This window comes from Aliiruegeria haliotis, assembly GCF_003003255.1.
Lineage (GTDB): Bacteria > Pseudomonadota > Alphaproteobacteria > Rhodobacterales > Rhodobacteraceae > Tropicimonas > Tropicimonas haliotis.
Genome location: NZ_PVTD01000003.1, coordinates 1 through 20,766 on the forward strand (window position 1 = coordinate 1; position 20,766 = coordinate 20,766).

The following is a 20,766-nucleotide window of genomic DNA, read 5'->3' on the forward strand; positions in this document are numbered from 1 at the left end:
TCGCGGCCGTCAACGTCGTCTTGCCGTGGTCAACGTGACCGATCGTGCCGATGTTCATATGCGGCTTGCTGCGGTCAAACTTTTCCTTTGCCATGTGTCGTGGCGCCTCGTCTTTGGGGGGCAACCTGCGGCCCGGTTCTACATCGCGCGCGGGATATTGGGTCTGAAGACAGAAATCAAGCTGCTTCCGCAGGAACTCCCGGCAATATTCAACCTCTTCACGGGGCGTTGAGCGTTTTCCGGCGGCGGAGTTGCCTTGCCGGACTACATCCACGCTCCGAACAACTGAATGTCCTCGGCATAGTGAACTTCTATGGCAGTGCGGACGTCTTCGGTGAGGTCGTGCACGTGCGACCGGAACCTGTTGCGCGTCATCCTTCCGAGGTTCGGCACATCCCCCACGCGCTCCGCCACCATGGAAACAAGCTCATCAAGATCGCCCATCCCGAAGACCCGACTATAGTAGTCCGGGTCGGTGCCCAAAAAGTGGGAAAGCGGTTGGCTATGGTGCGCGACACTCGGCGACAGGGCCCGGTAGTCCGGCAGGAACCGCACGAACGTCGCCAGGTCGGGCCTTTCCGTCATACCGCGCGCCCGCTGCGATCCAGTCAGATCGAGGGAATCGAGGTCCCCTCCCCCGAGCACGCGATTGCCATAGCAGGACAGCAGCCGACCGACCGGATCCCGCACGACAGCCACGCGGGTGTGCGCCGCGATGCGCCGATGCGGCTGGCTTGCAAAATCCCGGGCCGGGTAGACGGCGTTGTGGATATTCCGGGCCCGCCCGTTCGCGTGGAACCTCCTGAATTCGAAACCGTTCTCGATCTCGAAAAAGAAGTGCTTCAACGATGTGCTGCCACATTTCGGCGCGTCCAGGTAGGAAAACCCTTGCTTGTACAGATGCACCGACATGTCTTCCCTCACACCGACCCGCATGGTCCTGGCAAAGTGTCACTCGCGCGCGGCGAACCACGCTTCGTTCTCGCGCAGCCAGTTTTCGATCTGCAACGCGACATTTGCCGCGAGGTTCGCAACCTGTTCGTCCTTTGTCTTGGTCAGGCCCGAACCGATGAACAGATCGGGACTGGCCGATTCAAAGACCGTAAACTGGCGCGGCTCGGCATTGATCTTGCCACCTTTCGCATCATCCCAGACCGTGGCCTCGACCACGACGACGGATTTCGGCGCCAGAACAAGCGGTACGCCCGGCACCGCGACGGAGTAGCCCAGAACCTGGACCCCGAGGTGATACAGCTGGCTGCCATCGTAGCGGCCCATCCGCGCCTGGATCGCCTCCGTCACCGCATCGTCCCAGACCTGTGGCGGAATATCTTTCGACGGCTGCACCTTCTGGACGTTCTTCACCACGACAATATTGTGCGCCAGTTTGAACTCGCCCAGCGGATCCACCGGTTTCTCCGACATCGAGGTCTGACTTGAACAGGCCGCCAATGCAGCAAGTGCGACAATGGCAAGCAGGCGGCGGGTGGTTCGGATCATCGGTGGCTCGTCTTGAATGCGGTTTGCGAAACACCTATCCGAGCGATGGGGTCGGCGCAAACGGCCTTGGGGCTTTCGTCGGCGCGACCGCCCGTCTATGTCTGCGAGGCAACAGGGAGTTTTGGGATGAGCCAGACAGAGTTTGTCGGCCGGCTGCGGCTCGGCGTGAATATAGACCACGTGGCGACGGTGCGGAACGCGCGCGGCGGCGACGTCCCGGATCCTCTGCGCGCTGCGCAGCTGGCCGAAGCGGCAGGTGCAGACGGGATCACCGCCCACCTTCGCGAGGACCGTCGCCATATCAGCGATGCCGATATCGAGGGACTGGCACGGACCCTGAACGTGCCGCTCAACTTCGAGATGGCCGCAACGGAGGAAATGCAGGCGATTGCCCTTCGCCACAAACCCCATGCCGTCTGCATCGTCCCCGAGAAACGTGAGGAGCGGACAACCGAAGGTGGGCTGGAGGTCGCGCAGGACGAAAACCGCCTGGCCCATTTCATCGCCCCGCTGCGCGATGCAGGCTGCCGTGTGTCGATCTTCATCGCCGCGGATGCCCGCCAGATCGAGGCGGCCCACCGGATCGGTGCCGCGGTGGTGGAACTGCATACCGGCGCCTATTGCGATGCCCATGCAGAAGGGCGCTTCGATGAGCGTGACGCGGAACTCGAGCGGCTGCGGGACATGGCAAGCTTCGCATACGGGTTGGGACTTGAGGTGCACGCGGGCCACGGGCTGACCTTTGACACCGTCCAGCCCGTTGCCGCGTTCCCGGAGATCGTGGAGCTGAACATCGGCCATTTCCTCGTGGGCGAGGCGATATTCGTCGGTCTGGAGGCATCGATCCGCCGCATGCGCGACCTGATGGACGCGGCACGGGCATGACCGGCTTTGCCATCGCAAAGCTGGCGTCGATTGCGGTGACCATTGCGCTGTCGATCTCGCCGGCACATGCGGTGGATGTCAGGGCCTGCCACGCCGCACCGGACCACCTGACGCGCGCCTGGAACATCGCCGAGCCATGGGAGGCCGAGACACGTACCTACGCCAACGGCGCTGTCCGCCTTGCCGTCATCGACACGATCGAACCGGCGCTGGGAGCCTTCCACCTGATGATCCTCTCGCCGCCCTTCGGGCCGGCAGGATCACGGACATGCACACTCGTCTCGGCAAATGCGCCAGGCATCGGCTTCGCGGGGTTGTCCCTTGAGGGGATCGAGGCCCGATATGACCCCGCCGCGGGATTGAGTTTTGTGGTTTCCGCACGCCGTCCCGATCCGGCCACCGGCGGCACGTTCCCAGACAGGCTGACACTTCTTCTGAACCAGGCGACAGGAACCGTCACGGTGGGGTTTCCATGATCCTCGGCATCGGCACCGACCTCGCCAATATCGAGCGCATCCAGGGCACGCTGGATCGATTCGGCGACCGGTTTCGAAACCGGGTTTTCACCGACATAGAGCAACGCAAAGCCGAACGCCGGCACGACACGGCGGGCACCTATGCCAAGCGATGGGCCGCCAAAGAAGCCTGTAGCAAGGCCCTTGGCACCGGGTTGCGCATGGGGATCGCGTGGAAGGACATGGCTGTCTCCAATCTGCGCACCGGACAACCGGTCATGGAGGTTTCCGGCTGGGCCGCCGACCGCCTGAAGGAGATGACGCCCCCGGGTCACGAGGCGATCATCCACGTCACCCTGACAGACGATCACCCTTGGGCGCAGGCGTTCGTTGTGATCGAAGCGCGGCCCGTCACCCCGGGGACGGACAGCACCGACGCTTGACACCTCGGCCCCTCCCGATCATGTAGCCCCGAGCCCGATGCGGGCCGAACCAAAGAAGGCAGAGGACAGGCATGAGCGACGCGAAGGACGGGATCGTCGAGACGATCAAGACGGTAGTCTATGCACTGCTGATTGCGGGCGTGTTCCGCACCCTGTTCTTCCAGCCATTCTGGATCCCGTCCGGGTCGATGAAGGATACGCTGCTGATCGGTGATTTCCTCTTCGTCAACAAGATGGCCTACGGCTATTCGCAGTATTCCTGCCCCTTCGGAATGTGTCCCATCGACGGGCGCATTCTCGGGTCCGAGCCGGAACGCGGCGATGTGGTCGTCTTTCGCCACCCGGTCAATGGACAGGATTTCATCAAACGCCTGATCGGATTGCCCGGCGACCGGGTTCAGGTGAAGAATGGCATTCTCCACCTCAACGGCGAGGCTGTCCCGACAGAGCCGGTCGGTATGTTCGTCGAGCCGATGGAACCGCAGGGACCGCAACAGCTTCTGCCGCGCTGTTTCAACGGTCCCGTAGGCGCCGGCGGCTCCTGCGAAAAAGAGAAGTTCGTCGAAACCCTGCCCGGCGGCCGCACCCACTCGATCCTGAACGTGGGCAATGGGCCGACCGACAACACCCCGGTCTACAGCGTGCCCGAGGGCCACTATTTTTTCATGGGTGACAACCGGGACAACTCGACTGACAGTCGGGTAAACCAACTGGCCCGTGGCGTCGGCTTTGTTCCCTATGAAAACCTGATCGGTCGCGCCGACCGGATCATGTTCTCGTCCGCCGGTCGTTCACTGTTCTATGTCTGGACCTGGCGCCCGGACCGACTGTTCAAGAGGATCGATTGAAGCTCTCGGCTGACGTTCGCGCGTTTCAGGATCGGCTCGGGTACCAGTTCCGCAAGCCGGAACTTCTGGTGCGCGCGCTGACCCACCCTTCCATCGCGTCGGAAACCCGTCCGTCGAACCAGCGGCTGGAGTTTCTTGGGGACCGGGTCCTGAACCTCATCATCGCGGAGGCGCTTTTCACGGCCGATACGGTGGCCGACGAAGGTCAGCTCGCCCCGCGCTACAACGCCCTCGTGCGCAAGGAGACCTGTGCCGATGCCGCTCGGCAGATCGACCTTGGCGCGGCACTGAAACTCGGTCGCTCGGAGATGATGTCGGGTGGGCGGCGCAAGAATGCGTTGCTTGGCGATGCCATGGAGGCGGTGATTGCCGCGATCTATCTCGACGGCGGCCTGGACGCGGCCAAGCCGGTCGTTCTTCGCCTCTGGGGTGAGCGGATCGAAAACGCCGAAGAACGCGCCCGGGATCCCAAGACCGCACTTCAGGAATGGGCGCAGGCCCGGGGAATGCCACCGCCCAGCTATGTTCTACTGGAGCGCACGGGTCCGGACCACGCCCCGGAGTTCACCATCGCGGCCAAGCTGAAGACCGGCGAAGAGGCGATCAGCCGTGCCGGTTCAAAACGGCAGGCGGAGCAATCCGCGGCCACGAAACTGCTGGATGCGCTGGATCGGAAGTGATCCGAATTCGAGCGGTGTCACTCACGCCGCTCAACCTTGGGGTGGCGAAGGCGCCCACCCATTTCCCGATGCCCCGCCTCGCGATCGACCGGTACCTTGCAACCCGAAGGCCATTTCCAGACGGCAGGTGTCTCGACCACTTGCAGGTGCCCAGGACAAAGACGAACGATGGAGCGGTCCTGGTTTATGGACCACGTTTCTTTCGTCTTAGAACGAGTTCCCCGGACCAATCCGTGCTCTACTTCGATCTGTCGACAGAGACGTTTCGGCCCCGTTTCGCCCCAGACCGCATATTCGTACCCGGCGCTTTCGAGGCCCCACCGCGACCACGGTCGCCCGCAAGGATGGCTGACCCGCCAGAACGCCATCCGGTGAGCCCGGCACCCTTTCGACCTCCAAAGCGCGCATCGCTCCTTGCGAGCCAGACCGTGCCCGCGTTTACGAGGCGCGTTGGACAGGCCGCGGGTCTCCACCGAGGGTGAAACTTCCGCTATTCTGATCGAGAACCTGCGCCTGGGTCTGCAAGGCCATGACCGCTGCCGACGTTTCCTCGAACATCGCCGCGTTCTGCTGGGTCACCTGATCCAGCCGATTGACGGCGGTGCTGATCTCCGACAGGCCCGTTGCCTGCTGTGTGGTCGCATCCGCGATTGCTCCGACCAACTCGTCAAGATTGCTCACCAGGGCTTCAATTTCCTCAAGCGAGCTGCCGGAATCGTTGACCAGGCTGACTCCGGACTCCACCTGCTGGCCACTCGTGGCAATCAGGTGTGCAATCTCTCGGGCGGCTTCCGACGAACGCTGCGCAAGGGCGCGAACCTCGGATGCCACGACCGCAAATCCGCGCCCCGCATCGCCTGCCCTCGCGGCTTCGACCCCGGCGTTCAACGCAAGGAGGTTCGTCTGGAAGGCGATGTCGTCAATCACGCTGGTGATCTTCGAGATCTTGTCAGAGCTGTCGGCAATCTCGGACATCGCAACAATTGTTCGCTGCACGACGTCCCGGCCAGCGACAGATCGTTCCCGCGCCCGCGTGACAGTTTTTGCGGCATCGGTCGCGCCATGCACCGAACTGTCCAGCGACGATGACAGCTCTGTGATCGCTGCAGCCGTTTCTTCGAGCGATGCCGCCTGGGATTCCGTTCGGCGACTGAGTTCAGCCGCTGCCGTGTTCAGGTTCTGGGATTCGACGGTGATGGTCGCGGATCCCTCCACGATAGAGCCGACCAACCCCGCGATCTTCTCGACTGCCTGGTTGAAGTCCTGGCGCAAGGTCTCGTAGGCCTCGGGGAACTGGGCGTCGATCCGGGTACTCAGATTGCCGGCGGAGATTGCTTTCAGCGAGTCGGCCAGTGCCGTGACCACCAGTTCCTGTTCCTGACGATGTTGCTCCTGTTCCGCAGCGACGCTTGCGCGTTGCGCCTCGCGCTCTGCCCGCTGCCGTTCCTCCTCCTGTCGCCGTTCTTCGGCGGACGCGGCCTCCCGTGCCTCCATCTCCCGCTCTTTCCTGTGTGCCTCCTCCCGCTCCCGGGCAATGTCGGCATCCTTGGCTGCCTGCTCGGCCTGCAGCTGCTCCCGCTCCTGCAAGGCCTGCCGGAAGACATCGATGGTGCGCGCCATATCGCCAATCTCGCCCCGCGCACCAATGGATGGCACTGGCGCGTCGTAGTTCCCTTCCCGCATGCTCATCATGCGTTCGACAAGCCCGTTCAAAGGCTTGGCAACACTGCGGACAAGGACCGTGGACAGGACCAGCAGCACAAGCAGGCTGCCCCCGAGCACCGCATTGCTGATGTTGCGAAGCGTTGCTAGTTCTGCGCGGATGTCGGAGACATAGGACCCGGTTCCCACGATCCACCCCCAGGGTTCGAAGTTCTGCGCGAAGCCGATCTTCTCTTCCGCAACGCTCGAGCCCGGCTTGATGAATTGGTAGGAGACAGCGCCTGCGCCGTCGCGGACCGCAACGTCCCGCAACTCCTGATACAGTTTCAGGCCGTTCGCATCCTCGTAGCCAGCCTTGTTCGTCCCGACCCATTCCTGCTTCACTGGAAGCACGAGGATATTCAGGTCGTGGTCGAAGGTGAAGAAATAGCCCGAGTCGCCAAACCGGATCGTATTGAGGATCCGCTTTGCTTCTGCCTGCGCGTCTGCGCGCGTCAGCTCGCCGGAAACGACTTGTTCTTCCAGATCCGCCAGCAGGCTGACGGTCGCGGCGACGACGTCGCCGAGGTGATTGTGACGCATCCGATAGGCGTTTTCGACCGCGAGGCTCAGCAAAGTCTCCGAAAGAACAGCCGTCAAAAGGGTTGCAAGCGCCACGATCGCATAGAAGCGCGTGGACAGTTTGGAAAGGCGGGCGCGGATCATTTGGGGTCCCTGACATCGACATTAATTGGGATTGCCCTATCCCAAGCGACATAACGCGCCGTTAATCCGGAACGGGTCCGTTAGAATCTTAGGGAGTTTGATCGGCGCGCGGGTCGTGGCCGTGGCCATGCGGACGAAGACTGGCCTCCGCCCTGCAAATGGACTACATGCGTTGGCCTACCCAAGGAGAGCCCCATGAGCACACGCTGCGGCTTCGTTGCCCTGATCGGAGAGCCCAACGCAGGGAAATCCACCCTTCTCAACAGGATGGTGGGCGCGAAGGTTTCGATCGTCACACACAAGGTGCAGACGACCCGGGCACGGATTCGAGGCGTGGCCGTTGATGGCGACGCACAGATCGTCTTCGTGGACACGCCAGGGCTGTTCCGCCCCCGCCGGCGTCTGGATCGCGCCATGGTCGCAGCGGCCTGGGGCGGTGCGGCCGACGCCGACCTTGTCGTTCTGCTCGTCGAGGCGCATCGCGGGCTCACGCCCGGTGTCCAAGCCATTCTCGACACGCTGGAAGACCGCAACACAGGCCAGTCGGTCGCCCTGGCGATCAACAAGATCGACCGCGTGCAGTCGAAGGAGCTGCTCGCGCTGACCCAGCAGATGAACGAAGCCTATCCCTTTGCGGAGACTTTCATGATCTCTGCCGAGAAGGGATATGGCGTCGATGACCTTCGTGTCTGGCTTGCCGGCGCATTGCCGGAAGGGCCATGGCTCTACCCAGAGGACCAGCTTTCCGACCTGCCGATGCGGATGATCGCCGCGGAGATGACGCGCGAGAAACTCACGCTCAGGCTGCATCAGGAATTGCCCTACCAGTTGACCGTCGAGACGGAGAACTGGGAGGAGCGCAAGGATGGGTCGGTGCGTGTGGATCAGCTGGTCTACGTCGCGCGGGACGGTCACAAGGGTATCCTGCTCGGCAAGGGCGGCGAGACGATAAAGGCAATCGGCCAGTCGGCACGGGCCGAGCTGGAAGAGTTCCTTGGCCGCAAGGTGCACCTGTTCCTGCAGGTGAAGGTCCGTCCGGGCTGGCTGGAAGAGGCCGAGCGATACTCCGAGATGGGTCTCGATTTCAAGGACGGCAATACGTGAGCCGATTGGCCGCAGGCCTTTGGGTTCAGGCCTACCTGATGCGGCTCCAGCTAGAATCCGTCCCCGCCTATGTCCTGTCGAAGGGCGATGACACGGCCGGGGCAATCTTGATCAAGCTGGCTCTTCTGGACGGGACAGCGAAAGTGTTCCAGAGGATCATGTCACTTGACGGCTCCCGCCCTTGGGACCTGCTCACGGAAGGCGCCGAGCCCGATGTCGATGCCCTGCTCGCCCGGCAGCGCGCCTCCGATCCGGATCTTTGGATCATCGAGGTGGAGAGCCGCGCCGGGCGTCACATGCTGGATGAACCGGGGCTGGAGTGACGCGCGCACCGGATCGTTTCCGGGCGACCGATCGGCAATCGGGTACCTGTTCGGCCCCCCCCAGCCGCCGACACCCACCGATCCGGAACCGCTTGGCTTCGCGCCGCGACCCCGCGATACTTCACGCCGATCTTCCGGAGGGAACATGGACTGGCGCGACGAAGGAACCCTGATCGCGGTACGGCCACATGGTGAGAGCGCCGCGATCATCGAGGTCTTTACCCTCGCGCATGGGCGCCACGCAGGTGTCGTGCATGGCGGCACCTCGCGCAAACTTGCCCCGGTGCTTCAGCCGGGAAACCAGCTCTCGGTCGAGTGGCGGGCGCGTCTGGAAGAACACCTCGGCACGTACCGCGTCGAGCCCATCCTGTCACGCACCTCAGCGACGCTCGGAGACCGCCGCGCGCTCTATGGGCTTGGCGCGGCCTGTGCGCTCGTCTCCTTCGCCCTGCCGGAACGGGAGCCGCATCGCGGGTTCTACACGGCCACGCAAACCCTCCTCGATTCCCTTGGAACCGAGGCGGACTGGCCCGCGCTCTACCTGCTCTGGGAGCGCGCGCTGCTGGAGGAGCTTGGCTTCGGGCTGGATCTCACGGCCTGCGCCGTGACCGGAGCCACCGAAGGGCTTCGCTATGTTTCCCCGAAAACGGGCCGGGCAGTGACCGAGGCCGGCGCCGGAGAATGGGCCGAGCGGCTGCTTCCGCTGCCCGCCCCCCTGCGCGGCGAATCTCCGTCACATGCAGGCGAGGTTCTGGAAGGACTGCGCACAACAGGGTACTTTCTGCAAACCAGGCTGGCGCCGGCGCTGGGAGACCGTCCCCTGCCAGAGGCGCGGCAACGTCTGGTGGACCGACTGGAGCGGGAGGCTCGCGAGACGTGAAAAGCTACTCCGAGATCCGGGAAATGGCCGTGCAGCGCCACGGCGAGGACGGACTTGCCGCCGCGCTTCCTCCCCCGCCTGACGTGCCGCTTCGGGACCTGTCGGACGATCGCCTGTTGTCCGAATTCTCCCGCCGTGTCTTTCAGGCCGGGTTCAACTGGTCGGTGATCGACAAGAAGTGGCCCAACTTCGAAACCGCCTTTCATGGGTTCGACATCGGTCGGAACGCCCTGATGTCAGACGATGACCTTGATGCGCACCTGAAGAACACCGATATCGTTCGCCATGCGGGCAAGATCCTCTCGATCCGGGATAACGCGGCGTTCCTCTCCGATCTCGCACGGGAGCACGGATCGGCGGCGACCTACCTTGGAAACTGGCCGGTCGAGGACACCGTTGGCCTGTTCGATCTGCTCAAGAAACGTGGTACGCGCCTGGGCGGCATGACGGGCCAGTATGCGCTTCGGTTCGCCGGATACGATGCGCTGATCCTGTCGAAATCCGTGGTGGCCGCCCTGAACATGGCCGGTGTGCTGGACGGCGCTGCGACATCGAAATCCGCACAACGCAAGGCGCAGGAGGCTTTCAACACCTGGCACGAGGAGAGCGGCGACCGCTACGCAGTGATCAGCCGGACGCTCGCCCTGTCGGTTCCGGACTGAAACCTTGCCGGGGACAGTCGGACAGCTAAAGTGCCTGCGTGCGTCGTCTGGTGGGCGACGCGGAGGAAGAGCAACACGGCAATGATCATCCCCGCCCGCACCCTGACGCTTGCCGCCTGCCTTCTGGCTCAGCCGGCTGTTGCGCTAGATCCGACCTTTCCAACCAGTGCCCGACTGGTGGCCCAGGAAGAGACACCGCTCGGCTCGCTCGCCCTTCCGCTGTCGCCCGTGCGCGACGGCACCCCGGCGACAGAGGTCGCCGACGGATCAATCCGCCACAGGGCCTGGCAGTTGCAGGGCGCCAACCTGACCACGTTGCAATTGCTCGACCCACTGCGCTCGCAGCTTGTCCAGGCCGGGTATCAGCCCGTGTTCGAATGTGAAGCGACTGAATGCGGCGGGTTCGAGTTCCGGTATTCCCTGCCGGTTCTGCCAGCACCGGAAATGCACGTGGACCTCGGAGACTACCGGTTTTTGCTCGTCCATCGTGGGGACGGCGACCAGATCGAGCGCGCGTTCCTGCTGGTCAGCCGCTCCGACAATCGCGGCTTTGTTCAACTGACAGAGGTCACGCCGTCCGATGTCCCGGCCGGCACGGCGCTGCGCGAGTCGGACACCACCGGGCCGCGTCCGCGACCGACGGTTTCCGGGACGGCCCCACCCACGGCAGACCTCGATTCCCCACTAGCCAACACACTCCGACAACAGGGTCATGTCTCCCTTGATGACCTGTCCTTTCAGACGGGCTCCTCGGCACTGGAGGCAACGGAATTCGCATCTCTCGAAGCATTGGCCACCTTTCTGACACGCGCGCCCGAAGCGCGGATAACACTCGTGGGGCACACGGATGCAGAAGGAGAACTGGCCAGCAATATCGCATTGTCGAGGAAGCGCGCTGCGGAGGTACGTGCGCGGCTGATCTCCGATCACGCTATCGCCGGCGACCGGATTTCGGCAGAGGGCGTGGGATACCTTGCTCCACGCGCACCCAATTCCACAGAGGATGGTCGCAAGCGAAACCGGCGTGTCGAGGTCATCCTGCAAGGGACAGAGTGATCCCATCGGAGCCGCCACAGCGCTTCGGAGCAACCCCGAAAGGTAAATGGCCGGAGGGGCAAACCTCCGGCCATTCAGCATCGTGTTGGATTTCGTCCGGTATCCCTACCAGATCTCCTGCCCCTTTTCGGAGAAGCTTCGGACAAGGAAGTCGATGAAGGCGCGCACCTTGGGCTGGGTAAACCGGCCCGGCGGGTACACCGCATAAATCCCAAGCGGTTCGATCGGCAGATCCGGGATCGCTTCTTCTACCAGCCCCTCGCGCATGGCGTCGGCGTAGAGGAAGCTCGGCAGATACGCGATACCAAGCCCCGAGACGGCGGCGTTGAGCAGCGACTGGCCATCATTGACCGTCAACCATCCGGCAGTGCGTACCTGGCGCCGCTCTCCCGACGGGGCTGTCAGCTTCCAGACATTGCCCGAAGATTGATTGGAATAATGCAGCAGTTTGTGTCCGTTCAGATCATCGATCTTCTGCGGCCGCCCGTAGTGCTGGTAGTAGCTTGGGCTGGCAATCATTCGTTTGCTGGTTTCGGCCAGTTTGCGTGCACGCAGCGTGGAATCTTCCAACTCTCCGATCCGGATCGCCATGTCGAAACCTTCGGAGATCAGCTCCACGTAGCGATTGTTCAGCACCATGTTGACGGTGATATCCGGGTACTCGGCGAGGAAGTCACCAAGGATCGGCGAGAGATGATTCACCCCGAAATCGGTAGCTACGGAGATCCGCAACAGGCCGGACGGCGCCGATTGCATCGATGTGACGAGCGCATCGGCCTCGCCGGCGTCGTTCAGCACGCGACGGGCGCGGTCGTAATAGGCCAGACCGATTTCCGTGGGCGAGACGCGGCGGGTGGTGCGGTTCAATAGGCGGGCACCAAGACGCGCCTCGAGCGAGGACACGTGTTTGGAAACGGCCGACTTGGAGATGCCCATTTTCTTCGCGGCATCCGTGAAGCCACCCTGATCCACAACGGTGGCGAAGGCTTCCATCTCGGTCAGGCGATCCATAAGCGATCCTCGTGAACTCTTTGTCTACGGGTCATGTATCCATTCGAATTCCGGCAAGACTGGGGCAAACTGCCGACAATGTCTGGGATTAATCGGGCATCGTTTTGCCTATGGAAACACTAGAGCGCGCAAAAAACCCTTTGGACTCTGGTGACTTGAGCAACAAATCGAGGATACGGCTACCAGTCGGCCTGCCTCATTTGCCCCTTCAGCAAGAAATTTTTTTTGTGCTGATTGCGTCCCATCGGGCGACAATCTAGGCGCGTGTCCGGCGGTTTCCGAGGGATGCGAAACAAAGAAAGGGCCCCACCAGGGGGCCCTTAAAAAGACACTTCCGCCCGATTTCTGTCAGAGCCTGGCCGCGAGCCGCACGGCTTGATCGATCGCCCGCTTGGCGTCCAGTTCGGCCGCTACATCGGCCCCACCGATCACATGGACAGGTTTGCCCTCGGCCTCGAGCGCGTCCGCAAGGCTCCGCTCCGGCTCCTGACCGGCACAGAGGATCACGGTATCTGCCTCGATCAACGTTGGGTTGTCCTGCGCATCGCCCGACGACACCCTGATGCCGCCGTCCTCGATCGCCTCGTAGTTCACGCCGCCCAGCATCTTCACGCCGAGCATCTTCAATTCGGCACGGTGGATCCAGCCCGTCGTCTTGCCCAGCCGCTTGCCGAGCTTTTCTGCCTTGCGCTGCAACAGCACAACGTCGCGTGCCGCCTGCTCCGGTTGCGGCCCCTCGGGTGCGAGGCCACCGCGGGTTTCTTCCGGATCTCCCACACCCCAGATCTCCTTCCACTCATCGAGGTTCTCTGTCGGGCTCTCACCCGTGTGTGCCACGAATTGCGCAACGTCGAAGCCGATGCCGCCGGCGCCGACGATGGCGACCTTCGGACCGACCTGTGCCTCGTCGCGCAGCACGTCGACATAGCCAAGCACATTCGCGCCATCCTGCCCCGGGATCTTTGGGTCGCGCGGGCGGACGCCGGTGGCCACGATCACCTCGTCGAAATCGACCAGCAACTCGACGGTGGCCTCCTCTCCGAGCCGCAGCTCGACCCCGGACTTGCGCACCATTGTGTCGAACCACGCAACGAGCCCGTGGAATTCTTCCTTGCCGGGAACCTTCTTCGCCAAGTTGAGCTGGCCACCGACTTCGCCGGCACGGTCGAACAGCGTCACCCTGTGGCCGCGCTCGGCCGCAGTCATTGCCGTAGCGAGACCCGCGGGTCCAGCGCCAACGATGGCAATGGACTTCGTGCCGGTGGCAGGCTCTATGCAGATCTCGGTTTCGTGGCAGGCGCGGGGATTGACCAGACAAGAGGTCAGCTTGCCGCTGAACGTGTGATCGAGGCAGGCCTGATTGCAGGCGATGCAGGGCGCGATTTCGTGCCCCCTGCCCTCGGCTGCCTTTTTCACGAACTGGGAATCCGCGAGGAACGGACGCGCCATCGAGACCATGTCCGCACACCCTTCCGACAGCACGTCCTCGGCCACCTCGGGCGTGTTGATCCGGTTGGATGTGATTACCGGGATGGTCACTTCGCCCATCAACTTCTTCGTCACCCAGGTGAAGGCACGGCGCGGCACGGAGGTTGCGATGGTGGGAATGCGGGCCTCGTGCCAGCCGATGCCGGTGTTGATGATCGTGGCACCGGCAGCTTCGATGGCCTTCGCCAATTGGACGACCTCCTCCCAGGTCGAGCCGTTGGGCACCAGGTCGATCATCGACAGCCGATAGATGATGATGAAATCCGGTCCCACGGCCTCGCGGCAGCGCTTCACAACCTCGATCGGCAACCGCATCCGGTTTTCGTAGGAACCGCCCCAACGATCAGTCCGCTTGTTGGTATGGGTCACCAGGAACTGGTTGAGGAAATACCCCTCCGATCCCATCACCTCGACACCGTCATAGCCTGCAGCCTTCGCACGGGCCGCGGCGGTGGCGATGTCGGCGATCTGCTTCTCGATACCCGCTTCATCCAGCGCCTTCGGCGGGAACGGCGAGATCGGAGATTTCACGGCAGACGCAGAGACACATTCCGGGCTGTAGGCATAGCGCCCCGCATGCAGGATCTGCATCGCGATCTTGCCGCCGTTGTCATGCACCCGGTCGGTGACGATCCTGTGGTTGGCAATGTCCTGGTCGGTGAAAAGTCCCGCGGCCCCGGGAAAGACACCCCCCTCACGGTTGGGCGCCATGCCACCGGTGACGATCAGTGCCACATCCCCGGCGGCGCGTTCACCATAGAAGGTTGCCACACGCTCCCAATCCCGGGTTTCTTCAAGGCCGGTGTGCATCGAGCCCATCAGGACCCGGTTCTTCAATGTCGTGAAGCCGAGGTCCAGCGGCGCCAGAAGATGTGGGTACGCGGTCATGAATCCCTCCCTTTTGGCCGGCAGAATGGAGATCGGCAGAGGGCTTGTCACGCGCAACGCGGCGTCACCGCTTTACGTGAACGTAAAGCGGTGACGCTCAGGTCTCCGCCGCTTCGGCGCAGTGGTGCCGAACGGCTTTCTTGAGCAGATCGAGTTCCGCGCGCAGCATTTCCAGTTCCACCCGGATGTCCTCGTCCAGAGACGGTCCTGTGACGATGGAGAACCGCGCCAGCGTCTCGTCACTGGCCATGTCTCTCACGACGAAGGTTTGCACACCATCCGACAGGAGATGCACCGGGATCGGCACCTTGAGTGTCCAGAGGTTCCCGACCTCGGCGTCGGGGGAACAGTTGCGCCCCCTCAATCGGAGTGTCCTGAAGCACAACCTCGATGAGCGGTGCCTCCATGTCTCCGTCCGGTGCGACTAATACTTCGTGCCAGACACCGCCACGAACTCGTGCTATCGAGAGGGTGAGTTCTGTCATGGCATCCTCAAAGCTCGGCACGGAAGCGGCGGTGGCACGAAACGTCCTGCAGGTGGATCATGTTCATGGCCGGCGCCTTGAAGATCAAGTCGATCCATGCGGCTTCCACGCGAGTCTCATGCATGTCGGCATAAGCGAGGTCGAATTCCAGTGCCGCAATGCCATCCGAAACTCCGACCTCGCGCGAAATCTTCTCAGTGTTTGGCCCGTGGCGAACGTTCAACCGGGCGAAGACCTCCAACGGGCGCTCGGTTTCGAGCGACGCCCGAACCCCGATCAGGTGCCGGCGCGAAAGGCCGGAGATTGCCTCGGACGGCAAATCCATCGCCAGCGACAGGAAGGACCCATTGAACCGAAAGACCTCTATCTGAAGGGCATATTTGCCATCCGGATCTGATCCGGCCGGCTCAGGAAGCTGTCGGGTGGCGATGTCGCAATCGGGACAGTCGTGAAACAGGGCCACATCCTGTGCAAGACGAGTCCCGGAGGTCAGATTGGTGTGACCGCGCGGTGTAGCCGGCTCGCACCAGAGCGACGGTCGCCATACGCAATCCGCGCCTCTCGGGGCGTTTGACCTGTGCACGTTAACCTCGTCGTCGCCGCGAGGCTCCGCCCGCTTGCCGTTCCGGCGTTGATCACCATGCCCTGTCTGGGCGTCATGGCCCACGCCTTTCGGGTCGGAGGACCCCGGCGATACGACTGCTTCCAGCCCCCGGCGCCAACGGCGCAGAACTCCCCTGTCGAAGAGACCGCCAATCCGATTGATCGCGCCCTTTGCCATGCACCCGTTCCAAGGAAACCGCCACGTCCCTCTTTACGGGAAAAGGTTTCAAACCTGCAAACACTAGCGCATGCGGGGACTGGCTGCCGCGATCCGGCTTGCGAAATCCTCGACGATGCGCATCCCGGCTTGCGACGGGATCGGGTGGTCCGGCACGTCCCTGAGCGTTGCCGTCACCATTCGCCCGTTCACTTCGAAAATCGTGCGCCAGCTCTGTCCGTCGAGAACATCGCTGTCATTCCGCTCCAGTGCGTGCACGAAATAGGCGCCATCCTTGGCGAAATGTTCGCGGATCGCGATGTGGTCGGAGTTGCCCGTGCTCGACAACAGTGCTTCGCCCCGCGTGGTGTCGAAAAAAGCGGCGAACTCCTGTTCGGACGGGAAGGCCCGACCGACGGTCGTGCCGTCGACACTGGCCGTCAGCAAACCGGGTCGGCGCGGCGTTGGCGCATCCTCTCGCCCGGTGACCGCCCGGCAGGATGCCAGCAGGACAAAAGCATCGTGGCTGTCGGAGCGGCTGCCTGGCGCATCGATGCAATAGCCGGCCGGAGCCGCGATCACCACTGCATTGTCGAGAACCGGAAAGCGGGTGAGCGTGCCGTCCACCTTCCCCGCCGTTCTGCTGACCGGCGCATCCGTTGCGCAACCGGCCAGAAGGAAAGCGGCGCAGAAATGCGCCGCCATCGTGCTCTTCGGACTACAGGTCCATGTAGACATGCTTCTCGTCTTTGCCCCCGGGGTGAGTCACGGCCCCCAGTCTGGCACCCCCCACAAGCTGCGCGTATTTCCACAGCGCGCCGGTGGCGTAGATGGTGTCCCGAGGTCCTGCCCAGCTTTTCTTTCGTTCGGCGAGTTGCTCGTCGCTCAACGCGACCGAGATCTCGCCCTTGATTGCGTCGATGGTAATCACGTCACCATCCTCGAGCAACGCAATCGGCCCGCCATGAGCGGCTTCCGGCCCAACGTGCCCGACGCAGAACCCACGGGTCGCGCCGGAGAAGCGGCCATCGGTGATCAACGCCACTTTCTTGCCCATTCCCTGTCCCGAAAGGGCGGCCGTCGTGGCCAGCATCTCGCGCATGCCGGGGCCACCGGCGGGGCCTTCGTTGCGGATCACGATAACCTCGCCTTCCTTGTAGCCACGCGCCTTTACCGCCTCGAACGCGTCCTCCTCGCAATCGAAGACACGGGCCGGACCGGAGAAGACCTGCTGCTCGGTTTCCATGCCGGCCACCTTCACGATGGCACCTTCCGGCGCAAGGTTGCCCTTCAGGCCGACAACGCCGCCGGTCTGGGTGATCGGCGTTTCGATCGGGTAGATCACGCGCCCGTCGGCGTCGCGGTCGATGCGGTCCAGTTCCTCGCCAATGGTGCGGGTCGAAGCGGTCACGCAATCCTCGTGGATCAGGCCCGCCTTGCGCAGCTCCTTCATCACGACAGGAATCCCGCCAGCGTCATAGAGGTCCTTGGCCACGTACTGGCCACCCGGCTTCAGGTCCACGAAATAGGGCGTGTCGTGGAAGATCTCGCAGACGTCGAACAGGTCGAAGTCGATGCCGGCTTCGTGGGCGATGGCCGGCAGGTGCAGCCCGGCATTGGTCGAGCCACCCGTGCAGGCAACCACGCGCGCAGCGTTTTCGAGGCTTTGGCGGGTGACGACGTCCCGGGCGCGGATATTCTGTTCCAGCAGCTTCATCACCGCCTCGCCGGACGCGGTCCCATACTGGTCCCGGCTTTCATAGGGCGCGGGCGCTCCGGAGGAATTGAACAGCGCAAGGCCGATTGCTTCGCTGACGCAGGCCATCGTGTTGGCGGTGAACTGACCGCCACAGGCGCCGGCAGACGGGCAGGCCACCCGCTCAAGGATCGCAAGTGCCTCGTCGCTGAGGGTGCCGTTCTGGTGGCGCCCGACGGCTTCGAACATGTCCTGCACGGTCAGGTCACGGTTGGCAAAATCCTCTGGCACATTCGCGCCGGCGGGCACCTTGCCCGGAAGGATAGAACCGCCGTAGATGAAGACCGACGGCACGTTCAGGCGAACCATTGCCATCATCATCCCGGGCAACGACTTGTCACAGCCCGCAAGCCCGACCAGCGCATCGTAGCAATGGCCGCGCATGGTCAGTTCGACCGTGTCGGCGATGGCTTCGCGGCTGGCAAGCGAGGAGCGCATCCCCTCGTGACCCATGGCGATGCCATCGGTCACGGTGATGGTGGTGAACTCGCGCGGGGTGCCGCTGGCAGCCTTGACGCCGAGCTTCACCGACTGGGCCTGACGGTTCAGCGCGATGTTGCATGGCGCGGCTTCGTTCCAGCAGGTGGCGACGCCCACGAGGGGTTGGTGGATCTCCTCCTCGCTGACACCCATCGCGTACATATAGGAGCGATGAGGTGCCCGCGCCGGACCTTCGGTCACGTGGCGGCTGGGCAGGTTGGATTTGTCGAACGGACCCTTCAGCATGGCTTTCCCCTGTCTGGCTTGCCGGATGGAATAGCTGTCGCGGAAAGGCGGAGCAAGCGGGAACCGCCTGAACCCTGGTTGCCGTCAACGTGAACCTGCGCGGTGGAGCGGCGAGCTGGCATCGCAGCGGACGGCGGGCACTTCTCCGGTCTGCCCACTGCGCAACGACCGGCTGTCAGCCATGGTCCTTTAGGATCGCCCCCGCGAGATACAGCGAGCCGCAGATCACGATACGGCCTGCATCCTTGCTGCCGACGATCCGCCGGATCGCCTCGGCGGGATTCACGGCCGCGGCGACAGGTACATCGAGCGTGATCGCATCGGCGAGCGCCTCGGCGTCCCATGATGCATCTTCATCGGGAATATGGACAGTCTGGATGGCTTCGACCCGTGGTGTCAGCGGGGCAAGGTAATCGTCCGGCTCGCGGCTGCGCAGCATGCCGAGGACAAGGGATGTTGGCCGGTCTGGCAAGCTGGCGAGGCTTTCGGCGAGCGCCGTCCCGGCGTGCCGGTTGTGCCCCCCATCGAGCCAGATCTCCCAGCCCGGCGCGGCCTCTACCAATGGACCGGAGCGGAGGCGCTGCATTCGGGCGGGCCAGGTTGCGCCGGTCATCGCGGCTTCGCAGGTGGCCTCGCCATGACCAAGATAGCGGAGCGCTGCAAGAACCATGCCCGCGTTCTCGACCTGGTGCGGACCGACAAGCGCGGGGCGTGGAAGGTCCAGCAGTCCGGTCTCATCCTGGAAAACCAGCCGGCCGCGTTCCTCCCAGACATGCCAGTGCTGCCCATGCGCAAGCAGTGGAACGCCAAGCCGCGCGGCCCGGGCCTCGATGACTTCCAGCGCCTCGTCCGTCTGGCGGCCGACCACGCAGGGCACGCCGCGTTTCAGGATCCCCGCCTTCTCCGCCGCAATCTCGGCGATGCTCTCACCAAGGAAGGCCTGATGATCAAGCGCGACCGGCGTGATGATCGTCAGATCCGGAGCATCGACCACGTTGGTCGTGTCCATGCGACCGCCCATGCCGACCTCGAGCAACAGGACATCTGCAGGTGTCTCCGAAAAGGCCAGGAACGCCGCGCAGGTGGTCGCCTCGAAGAAGGTAACCGGCGCCCCGGCGTTGGCCTCCAGCGTCCGCGCCAGGATATCGCGCAAGCCGGCTTCGGTGATGTCCTCACCCGCCAGAACGATACGTTCGTTGAACCTCACGAGATGCGGCGAGGTATAGGCATGCACCCGCTGGCCGACCCCACTGAAGCCCGCGCGCAACATGGCCTGTGTCGACCCCTTGCCATTGGTCCCCGCGATATGGATCACGGGCGGCAGGCGATCCTGCGGACGACCCAGACCCTCCAGCAAGCGATAGGTCCGGCCAAGCGACAGATCGATCGCCGACGGATGCAGGTCCATCATCTGCGCCAGCAGCGCAGCGCTGTCGGGTCCTGCCACGTTCAGGCGCCCGGTTTGGCTTCGTCTTCAGGATGAGTGGCAGCGGCGGGCTCGGGAGTCTCGCCAGCCTCAGCCACGGGGGCAGGCAGGTCGCCCATGACCGCGGGTGGCAGGCCAAGCATCATCCGGGTGATGGTGATCAGTTCGTCCCGCAGGTCCTTGCGATGGGTGACGCGGTCGAGCATGCCATGGTCGAGCAGGTATTCCGCTCGCTGGAAGCCTTCAGGGAGTTTCTCGCGGATCGTCTGCTCGATGACGCGCGGCCCGGCGAAACAGATCAACGCGTTCGGCTCCGCGATCTGCACATCGCCGAGCATGGCATAGCTTGCGGTCACGCCGCCCGTGGTCGGATGGGTCAGGACCACGATATAGGGCAGTCCCGCCTCGCGCAGCATCTCCACCGCCACCGTGGTACGGGGCATCTGCATCAGGCTCAGGATACCTTCCTGCATCCGCGCGCCCCCTGCCGCAGAGAACAGGATCAGCGGGCGCTTCAGTTCCACGGCACGTTCGGCAGCCGCAATGATCGCGTTGCCGACGTACATGCCCATCGACCCGCCCATGAAGGTAAAGTCCTGTGCGGCGGCGACGATCGGCGTGCGGCCCATCTCGCCCTCCGCGACCAGCATGGCCTCGGTCTCGCCCGTCTTTTTCTGGGCAGCCTTCAGCCGGTCGGGGTATTTCTTCTGGTCCCGGAAATGGAGCGGGTCGGCCACGGTATCCGGGACGGCCACTTCCGTGAAGATCCCGCCGTCGAACAGGGTCTCGAACCGGTCGCGGGGCGTCAGCGCCATGTGATGGCTGCAGTTGGTACAGACGTTCAGGTTGTCTTTGAGTTCCCTGTGAAACAGCATCGTGCCGCATTCCGGGCACTTGCTCCAAAGGTTCTCCGGCACTTCCCGGCGCGAGAAGAGGGAGTTGATCTTTGGACGGACATAGTTGGAGATCCAGTTCATCGGGGGTCCTCGCGCCTGCGTTTCGGCCCTCAGATATGCCGACGCG

At 63.4% G+C, this 20,766-nt stretch carries 22 protein-coding genes; 10 read left to right on the forward strand and 12 right to left on the reverse strand.

The features are described from left to right. The 3 genes from CLV78_RS23630 to CLV78_RS09255 all read right to left on the reverse strand — a co-directional run. On the reverse strand, positions 1-94 hold a 94-nt coding region (locus CLV78_RS23630), incomplete at its 3' end, for a GTP-binding protein (protein ID WP_146136670.1). A gap of 170 nt (positions 95-264) precedes the next feature. Further along, the gene (locus CLV78_RS09250; protein ID WP_158263493.1) at positions 265-912 is read right to left on the reverse strand and encodes a sulfotransferase family 2 domain-containing protein; all 648 of its coding nucleotides are present in this window, start codon (positions 910-912) and stop codon (positions 265-267) included. 39 nt (positions 913-951) lie between these two features. Continuing rightward, positions 952-1,500 (reverse strand): hypothetical protein, encoded by a 549-nt coding sequence (locus CLV78_RS09255; RefSeq protein ID WP_106204531.1) that lies wholly within the window; start codon positions 1,498-1,500, stop codon positions 952-954. A gap of 126 nt (positions 1,501-1,626) precedes the next feature. On the opposite strand from CLV78_RS09255, the gene CLV78_RS09260 reads away from it, so the two are divergent. The 5 genes from CLV78_RS09260 to rnc all read left to right on the forward strand — a co-directional run bounded on the left by CLV78_RS09260 (position 1,627) and on the right by rnc (position 4,811). Continuing rightward, positions 1,627-2,385, forward strand: coding sequence for a pyridoxine 5'-phosphate synthase (locus tag CLV78_RS09260; RefSeq protein ID WP_106204532.1), 759 nt, complete (start codon positions 1,627-1,629; stop codon positions 2,383-2,385). Beyond that, on the forward strand, positions 2,382-2,861 hold the full coding sequence (locus tag CLV78_RS09265; protein ID WP_106204533.1) for a hypothetical protein: 480 nt from the start codon (positions 2,382-2,384) through the stop codon (positions 2,859-2,861). The genes CLV78_RS09260 and CLV78_RS09265 overlap by 4 nt, the downstream gene beginning before the upstream one ends. Continuing rightward, entirely contained in the window at positions 2,858-3,283 is a 426-nt protein-coding gene (acpS, locus tag CLV78_RS09270) for a holo-ACP synthase (RefSeq protein ID WP_106204534.1), read from the forward strand. The genes CLV78_RS09265 and acpS overlap by 4 nt, the downstream gene beginning before the upstream one ends. A 71-nt stretch (positions 3,284-3,354) precedes the next feature. Beyond that, on the forward strand, positions 3,355-4,131 hold the full coding sequence (lepB, locus tag CLV78_RS09275) for a signal peptidase I (RefSeq protein ID WP_106204535.1): 777 nt from the start codon (positions 3,355-3,357) through the stop codon (positions 4,129-4,131). After that, positions 4,128-4,811: a ribonuclease III gene (rnc, locus tag CLV78_RS09280; protein ID WP_106204536.1), complete on the forward strand. Its 684-nt coding sequence runs from the start codon at positions 4,128-4,130 to the stop codon at positions 4,809-4,811. Before lepB ends, rnc begins: the two co-directional genes overlap by 4 nt. A 438-nt stretch (positions 4,812-5,249) precedes the next feature. On the opposite strand, the gene CLV78_RS09285 is transcribed toward rnc, so the two are convergent. Then, on the reverse strand, positions 5,250-7,178 hold the full coding sequence (locus CLV78_RS09285; protein WP_106204537.1) for a methyl-accepting chemotaxis protein: 1,929 nt from the start codon (positions 7,176-7,178) through the stop codon (positions 5,250-5,252). A gap of 195 nt (positions 7,179-7,373) precedes the next feature. On the opposite strand from CLV78_RS09285, the gene era reads away from it, so the two are divergent. The 5 genes from era to CLV78_RS09310 all read left to right on the forward strand — a co-directional run bounded on the left by era (position 7,374) and on the right by CLV78_RS09310 (position 11,203). Further along, positions 7,374-8,282, forward strand: coding sequence for a GTPase Era (gene era, locus CLV78_RS09290; protein WP_106204538.1), 909 nt, complete (start codon positions 7,374-7,376; stop codon positions 8,280-8,282). Next, positions 8,279-8,605 carry a DUF1491 family protein gene (locus tag CLV78_RS09295; protein ID WP_106204539.1) on the forward strand — a complete coding sequence of 109 codons (327 nt, stop codon included), beginning with the start codon at positions 8,279-8,281 and terminating at the stop codon, positions 8,603-8,605. The genes era and CLV78_RS09295 overlap by 4 nt, the downstream gene beginning before the upstream one ends. Before the next feature lie 145 nt (positions 8,606-8,750). After that, on the forward strand, positions 8,751-9,485 hold the full coding sequence (recO, locus tag CLV78_RS09300) for a DNA repair protein RecO (protein WP_106204540.1): 735 nt from the start codon (positions 8,751-8,753) through the stop codon (positions 9,483-9,485). Further along, on the forward strand, positions 9,482-10,147 hold the full coding sequence (locus tag CLV78_RS09305) for a DNA-3-methyladenine glycosylase I (protein WP_106204541.1): 666 nt from the start codon (positions 9,482-9,484) through the stop codon (positions 10,145-10,147). The genes recO and CLV78_RS09305 overlap by 4 nt, the downstream gene beginning before the upstream one ends. An 81-nt stretch (positions 10,148-10,228) precedes the next feature. Further along, the gene (locus CLV78_RS09310; protein ID WP_106204542.1) at positions 10,229-11,203 is read left to right on the forward strand and encodes an OmpA family protein; all 975 of its coding nucleotides are present in this window, start codon (positions 10,229-10,231) and stop codon (positions 11,201-11,203) included. Between the two features lie 105 nt (positions 11,204-11,308). Here the strand turns inward: CLV78_RS09310 and CLV78_RS09315 are convergent, their stop codons facing one another. The 8 genes from CLV78_RS09315 to accD all read right to left on the reverse strand — a co-directional run bounded on the left by CLV78_RS09315 (position 11,309) and on the right by accD (position 20,720). Beyond that, positions 11,309-12,214 carry a LysR family transcriptional regulator gene (locus tag CLV78_RS09315; protein WP_106204543.1) on the reverse strand — a complete coding sequence of 302 codons (906 nt, stop codon included), beginning with the start codon at positions 12,212-12,214 and terminating at the stop codon, positions 11,309-11,311. A 348-nt stretch (positions 12,215-12,562) separates the two neighbouring features. Then, positions 12,563-14,590, reverse strand: a complete 2,028-nt coding sequence (locus CLV78_RS09320; RefSeq protein ID WP_106204544.1) for an FAD-dependent oxidoreductase — start codon at positions 14,588-14,590, stop codon at positions 12,563-12,565. 97 nt (positions 14,591-14,687) lie between these two features. Next, positions 14,688-14,954, reverse strand: coding sequence for a hypothetical protein (locus CLV78_RS09325; protein ID WP_106204545.1), 267 nt, complete (start codon positions 14,952-14,954; stop codon positions 14,688-14,690). Between the two features lie 128 nt (positions 14,955-15,082). Next, positions 15,083-15,856, reverse strand: a complete 774-nt coding sequence (locus CLV78_RS09330) for a DUF6478 family protein (RefSeq protein WP_106204546.1) — start codon at positions 15,854-15,856, stop codon at positions 15,083-15,085. Between the two features lie 63 nt (positions 15,857-15,919). Further along, a complete protein-coding gene (locus tag CLV78_RS09335) occupies positions 15,920-16,573 on the reverse strand; it encodes a hypothetical protein (RefSeq protein WP_146136671.1) in 654 nt (217 codons plus the stop codon). Next, positions 16,554-18,317 carry a dihydroxy-acid dehydratase gene (gene ilvD / locus CLV78_RS09340; RefSeq protein WP_106204548.1) on the reverse strand — a complete coding sequence of 588 codons (1,764 nt, stop codon included), beginning with the start codon at positions 18,315-18,317 and terminating at the stop codon, positions 16,554-16,556. The genes CLV78_RS09335 and ilvD overlap by 20 nt, the downstream gene beginning before the upstream one ends. A 175-nt stretch (positions 18,318-18,492) precedes the next feature. After that, positions 18,493-19,764: a bifunctional folylpolyglutamate synthase/dihydrofolate synthase gene (locus CLV78_RS09345; RefSeq protein WP_245924918.1), complete on the reverse strand. Its 1,272-nt coding sequence runs from the start codon at positions 19,762-19,764 to the stop codon at positions 18,493-18,495. Between the two features lie 2 nt (positions 19,765-19,766). Beyond that, a complete protein-coding gene (gene accD, locus CLV78_RS09350) occupies positions 19,767-20,720 on the reverse strand; it encodes an acetyl-CoA carboxylase, carboxyltransferase subunit beta (protein ID WP_106204549.1) in 954 nt (317 codons plus the stop codon). Positions 20,721-20,766 lie beyond the last annotated feature (46 nt).

What these genes read in the sequence shown, in the direction of transcription:
- CLV78_RS09265 (WP_106204533.1), top strand. Translation starts at nt 2,382, where the DNA reads ATGACCGGCTTTGCCATCGCAAAGCTGGCGTCGATTGCGGTGACCATT.
- era (WP_106204538.1), top strand. Translation starts at nt 7,374, where the DNA reads ATGAGCACACGCTGCGGCTTCGTTGCCCTGATCGGAGAGCCCAACGCA.
- CLV78_RS09315 (WP_106204543.1), bottom strand. Translation starts at nt 12,214, where the DNA reads ATGGATCGCCTGACCGAGATGGAAGCCTTCGCCACCGTTGTGGATCAG.
- CLV78_RS09260 (WP_106204532.1), top strand. Translation starts at nt 1,627, where the DNA reads ATGAGCCAGACAGAGTTTGTCGGCCGGCTGCGGCTCGGCGTGAATATA.
- acpS (WP_106204534.1), top strand. Translation starts at nt 2,858, where the DNA reads ATGATCCTCGGCATCGGCACCGACCTCGCCAATATCGAGCGCATCCAG.
- CLV78_RS09310 (WP_106204542.1), top strand. Translation starts at nt 10,229, where the DNA reads ATGATCATCCCCGCCCGCACCCTGACGCTTGCCGCCTGCCTTCTGGCT.
- CLV78_RS09255 (WP_106204531.1), bottom strand. Translation starts at nt 1,500, where the DNA reads ATGATCCGAACCACCCGCCGCCTGCTTGCCATTGTCGCACTTGCTGCA.
- CLV78_RS09330 (WP_106204546.1), bottom strand. Translation starts at nt 15,856, where the DNA reads ATGGCAAAGGGCGCGATCAATCGGATTGGCGGTCTCTTCGACAGGGGA.
- lepB (WP_106204535.1), top strand. Translation starts at nt 3,355, where the DNA reads ATGAGCGACGCGAAGGACGGGATCGTCGAGACGATCAAGACGGTAGTC.
- ilvD (WP_106204548.1), bottom strand. Translation starts at nt 18,317, where the DNA reads ATGCTGAAGGGTCCGTTCGACAAATCCAACCTGCCCAGCCGCCACGTG.
- recO (WP_106204540.1), top strand. Translation starts at nt 8,751, where the DNA reads ATGGACTGGCGCGACGAAGGAACCCTGATCGCGGTACGGCCACATGGT.
- CLV78_RS09320 (WP_106204544.1), bottom strand. Translation starts at nt 14,590, where the DNA reads ATGACCGCGTACCCACATCTTCTGGCGCCGCTGGACCTCGGCTTCACG.
- CLV78_RS09250 (WP_158263493.1), bottom strand. Translation starts at nt 912, where the DNA reads ATGTCGGTGCATCTGTACAAGCAAGGGTTTTCCTACCTGGACGCGCCG.
- CLV78_RS09285 (WP_106204537.1), bottom strand. Translation starts at nt 7,178, where the DNA reads ATGATCCGCGCCCGCCTTTCCAAACTGTCCACGCGCTTCTATGCGATC.
- CLV78_RS09335 (WP_146136671.1), bottom strand. Translation starts at nt 16,573, where the DNA reads ATGTCTACATGGACCTGTAGTCCGAAGAGCACGATGGCGGCGCATTTC.
- accD (WP_106204549.1), bottom strand. Translation starts at nt 20,720, where the DNA reads ATGAACTGGATCTCCAACTATGTCCGTCCAAAGATCAACTCCCTCTTC.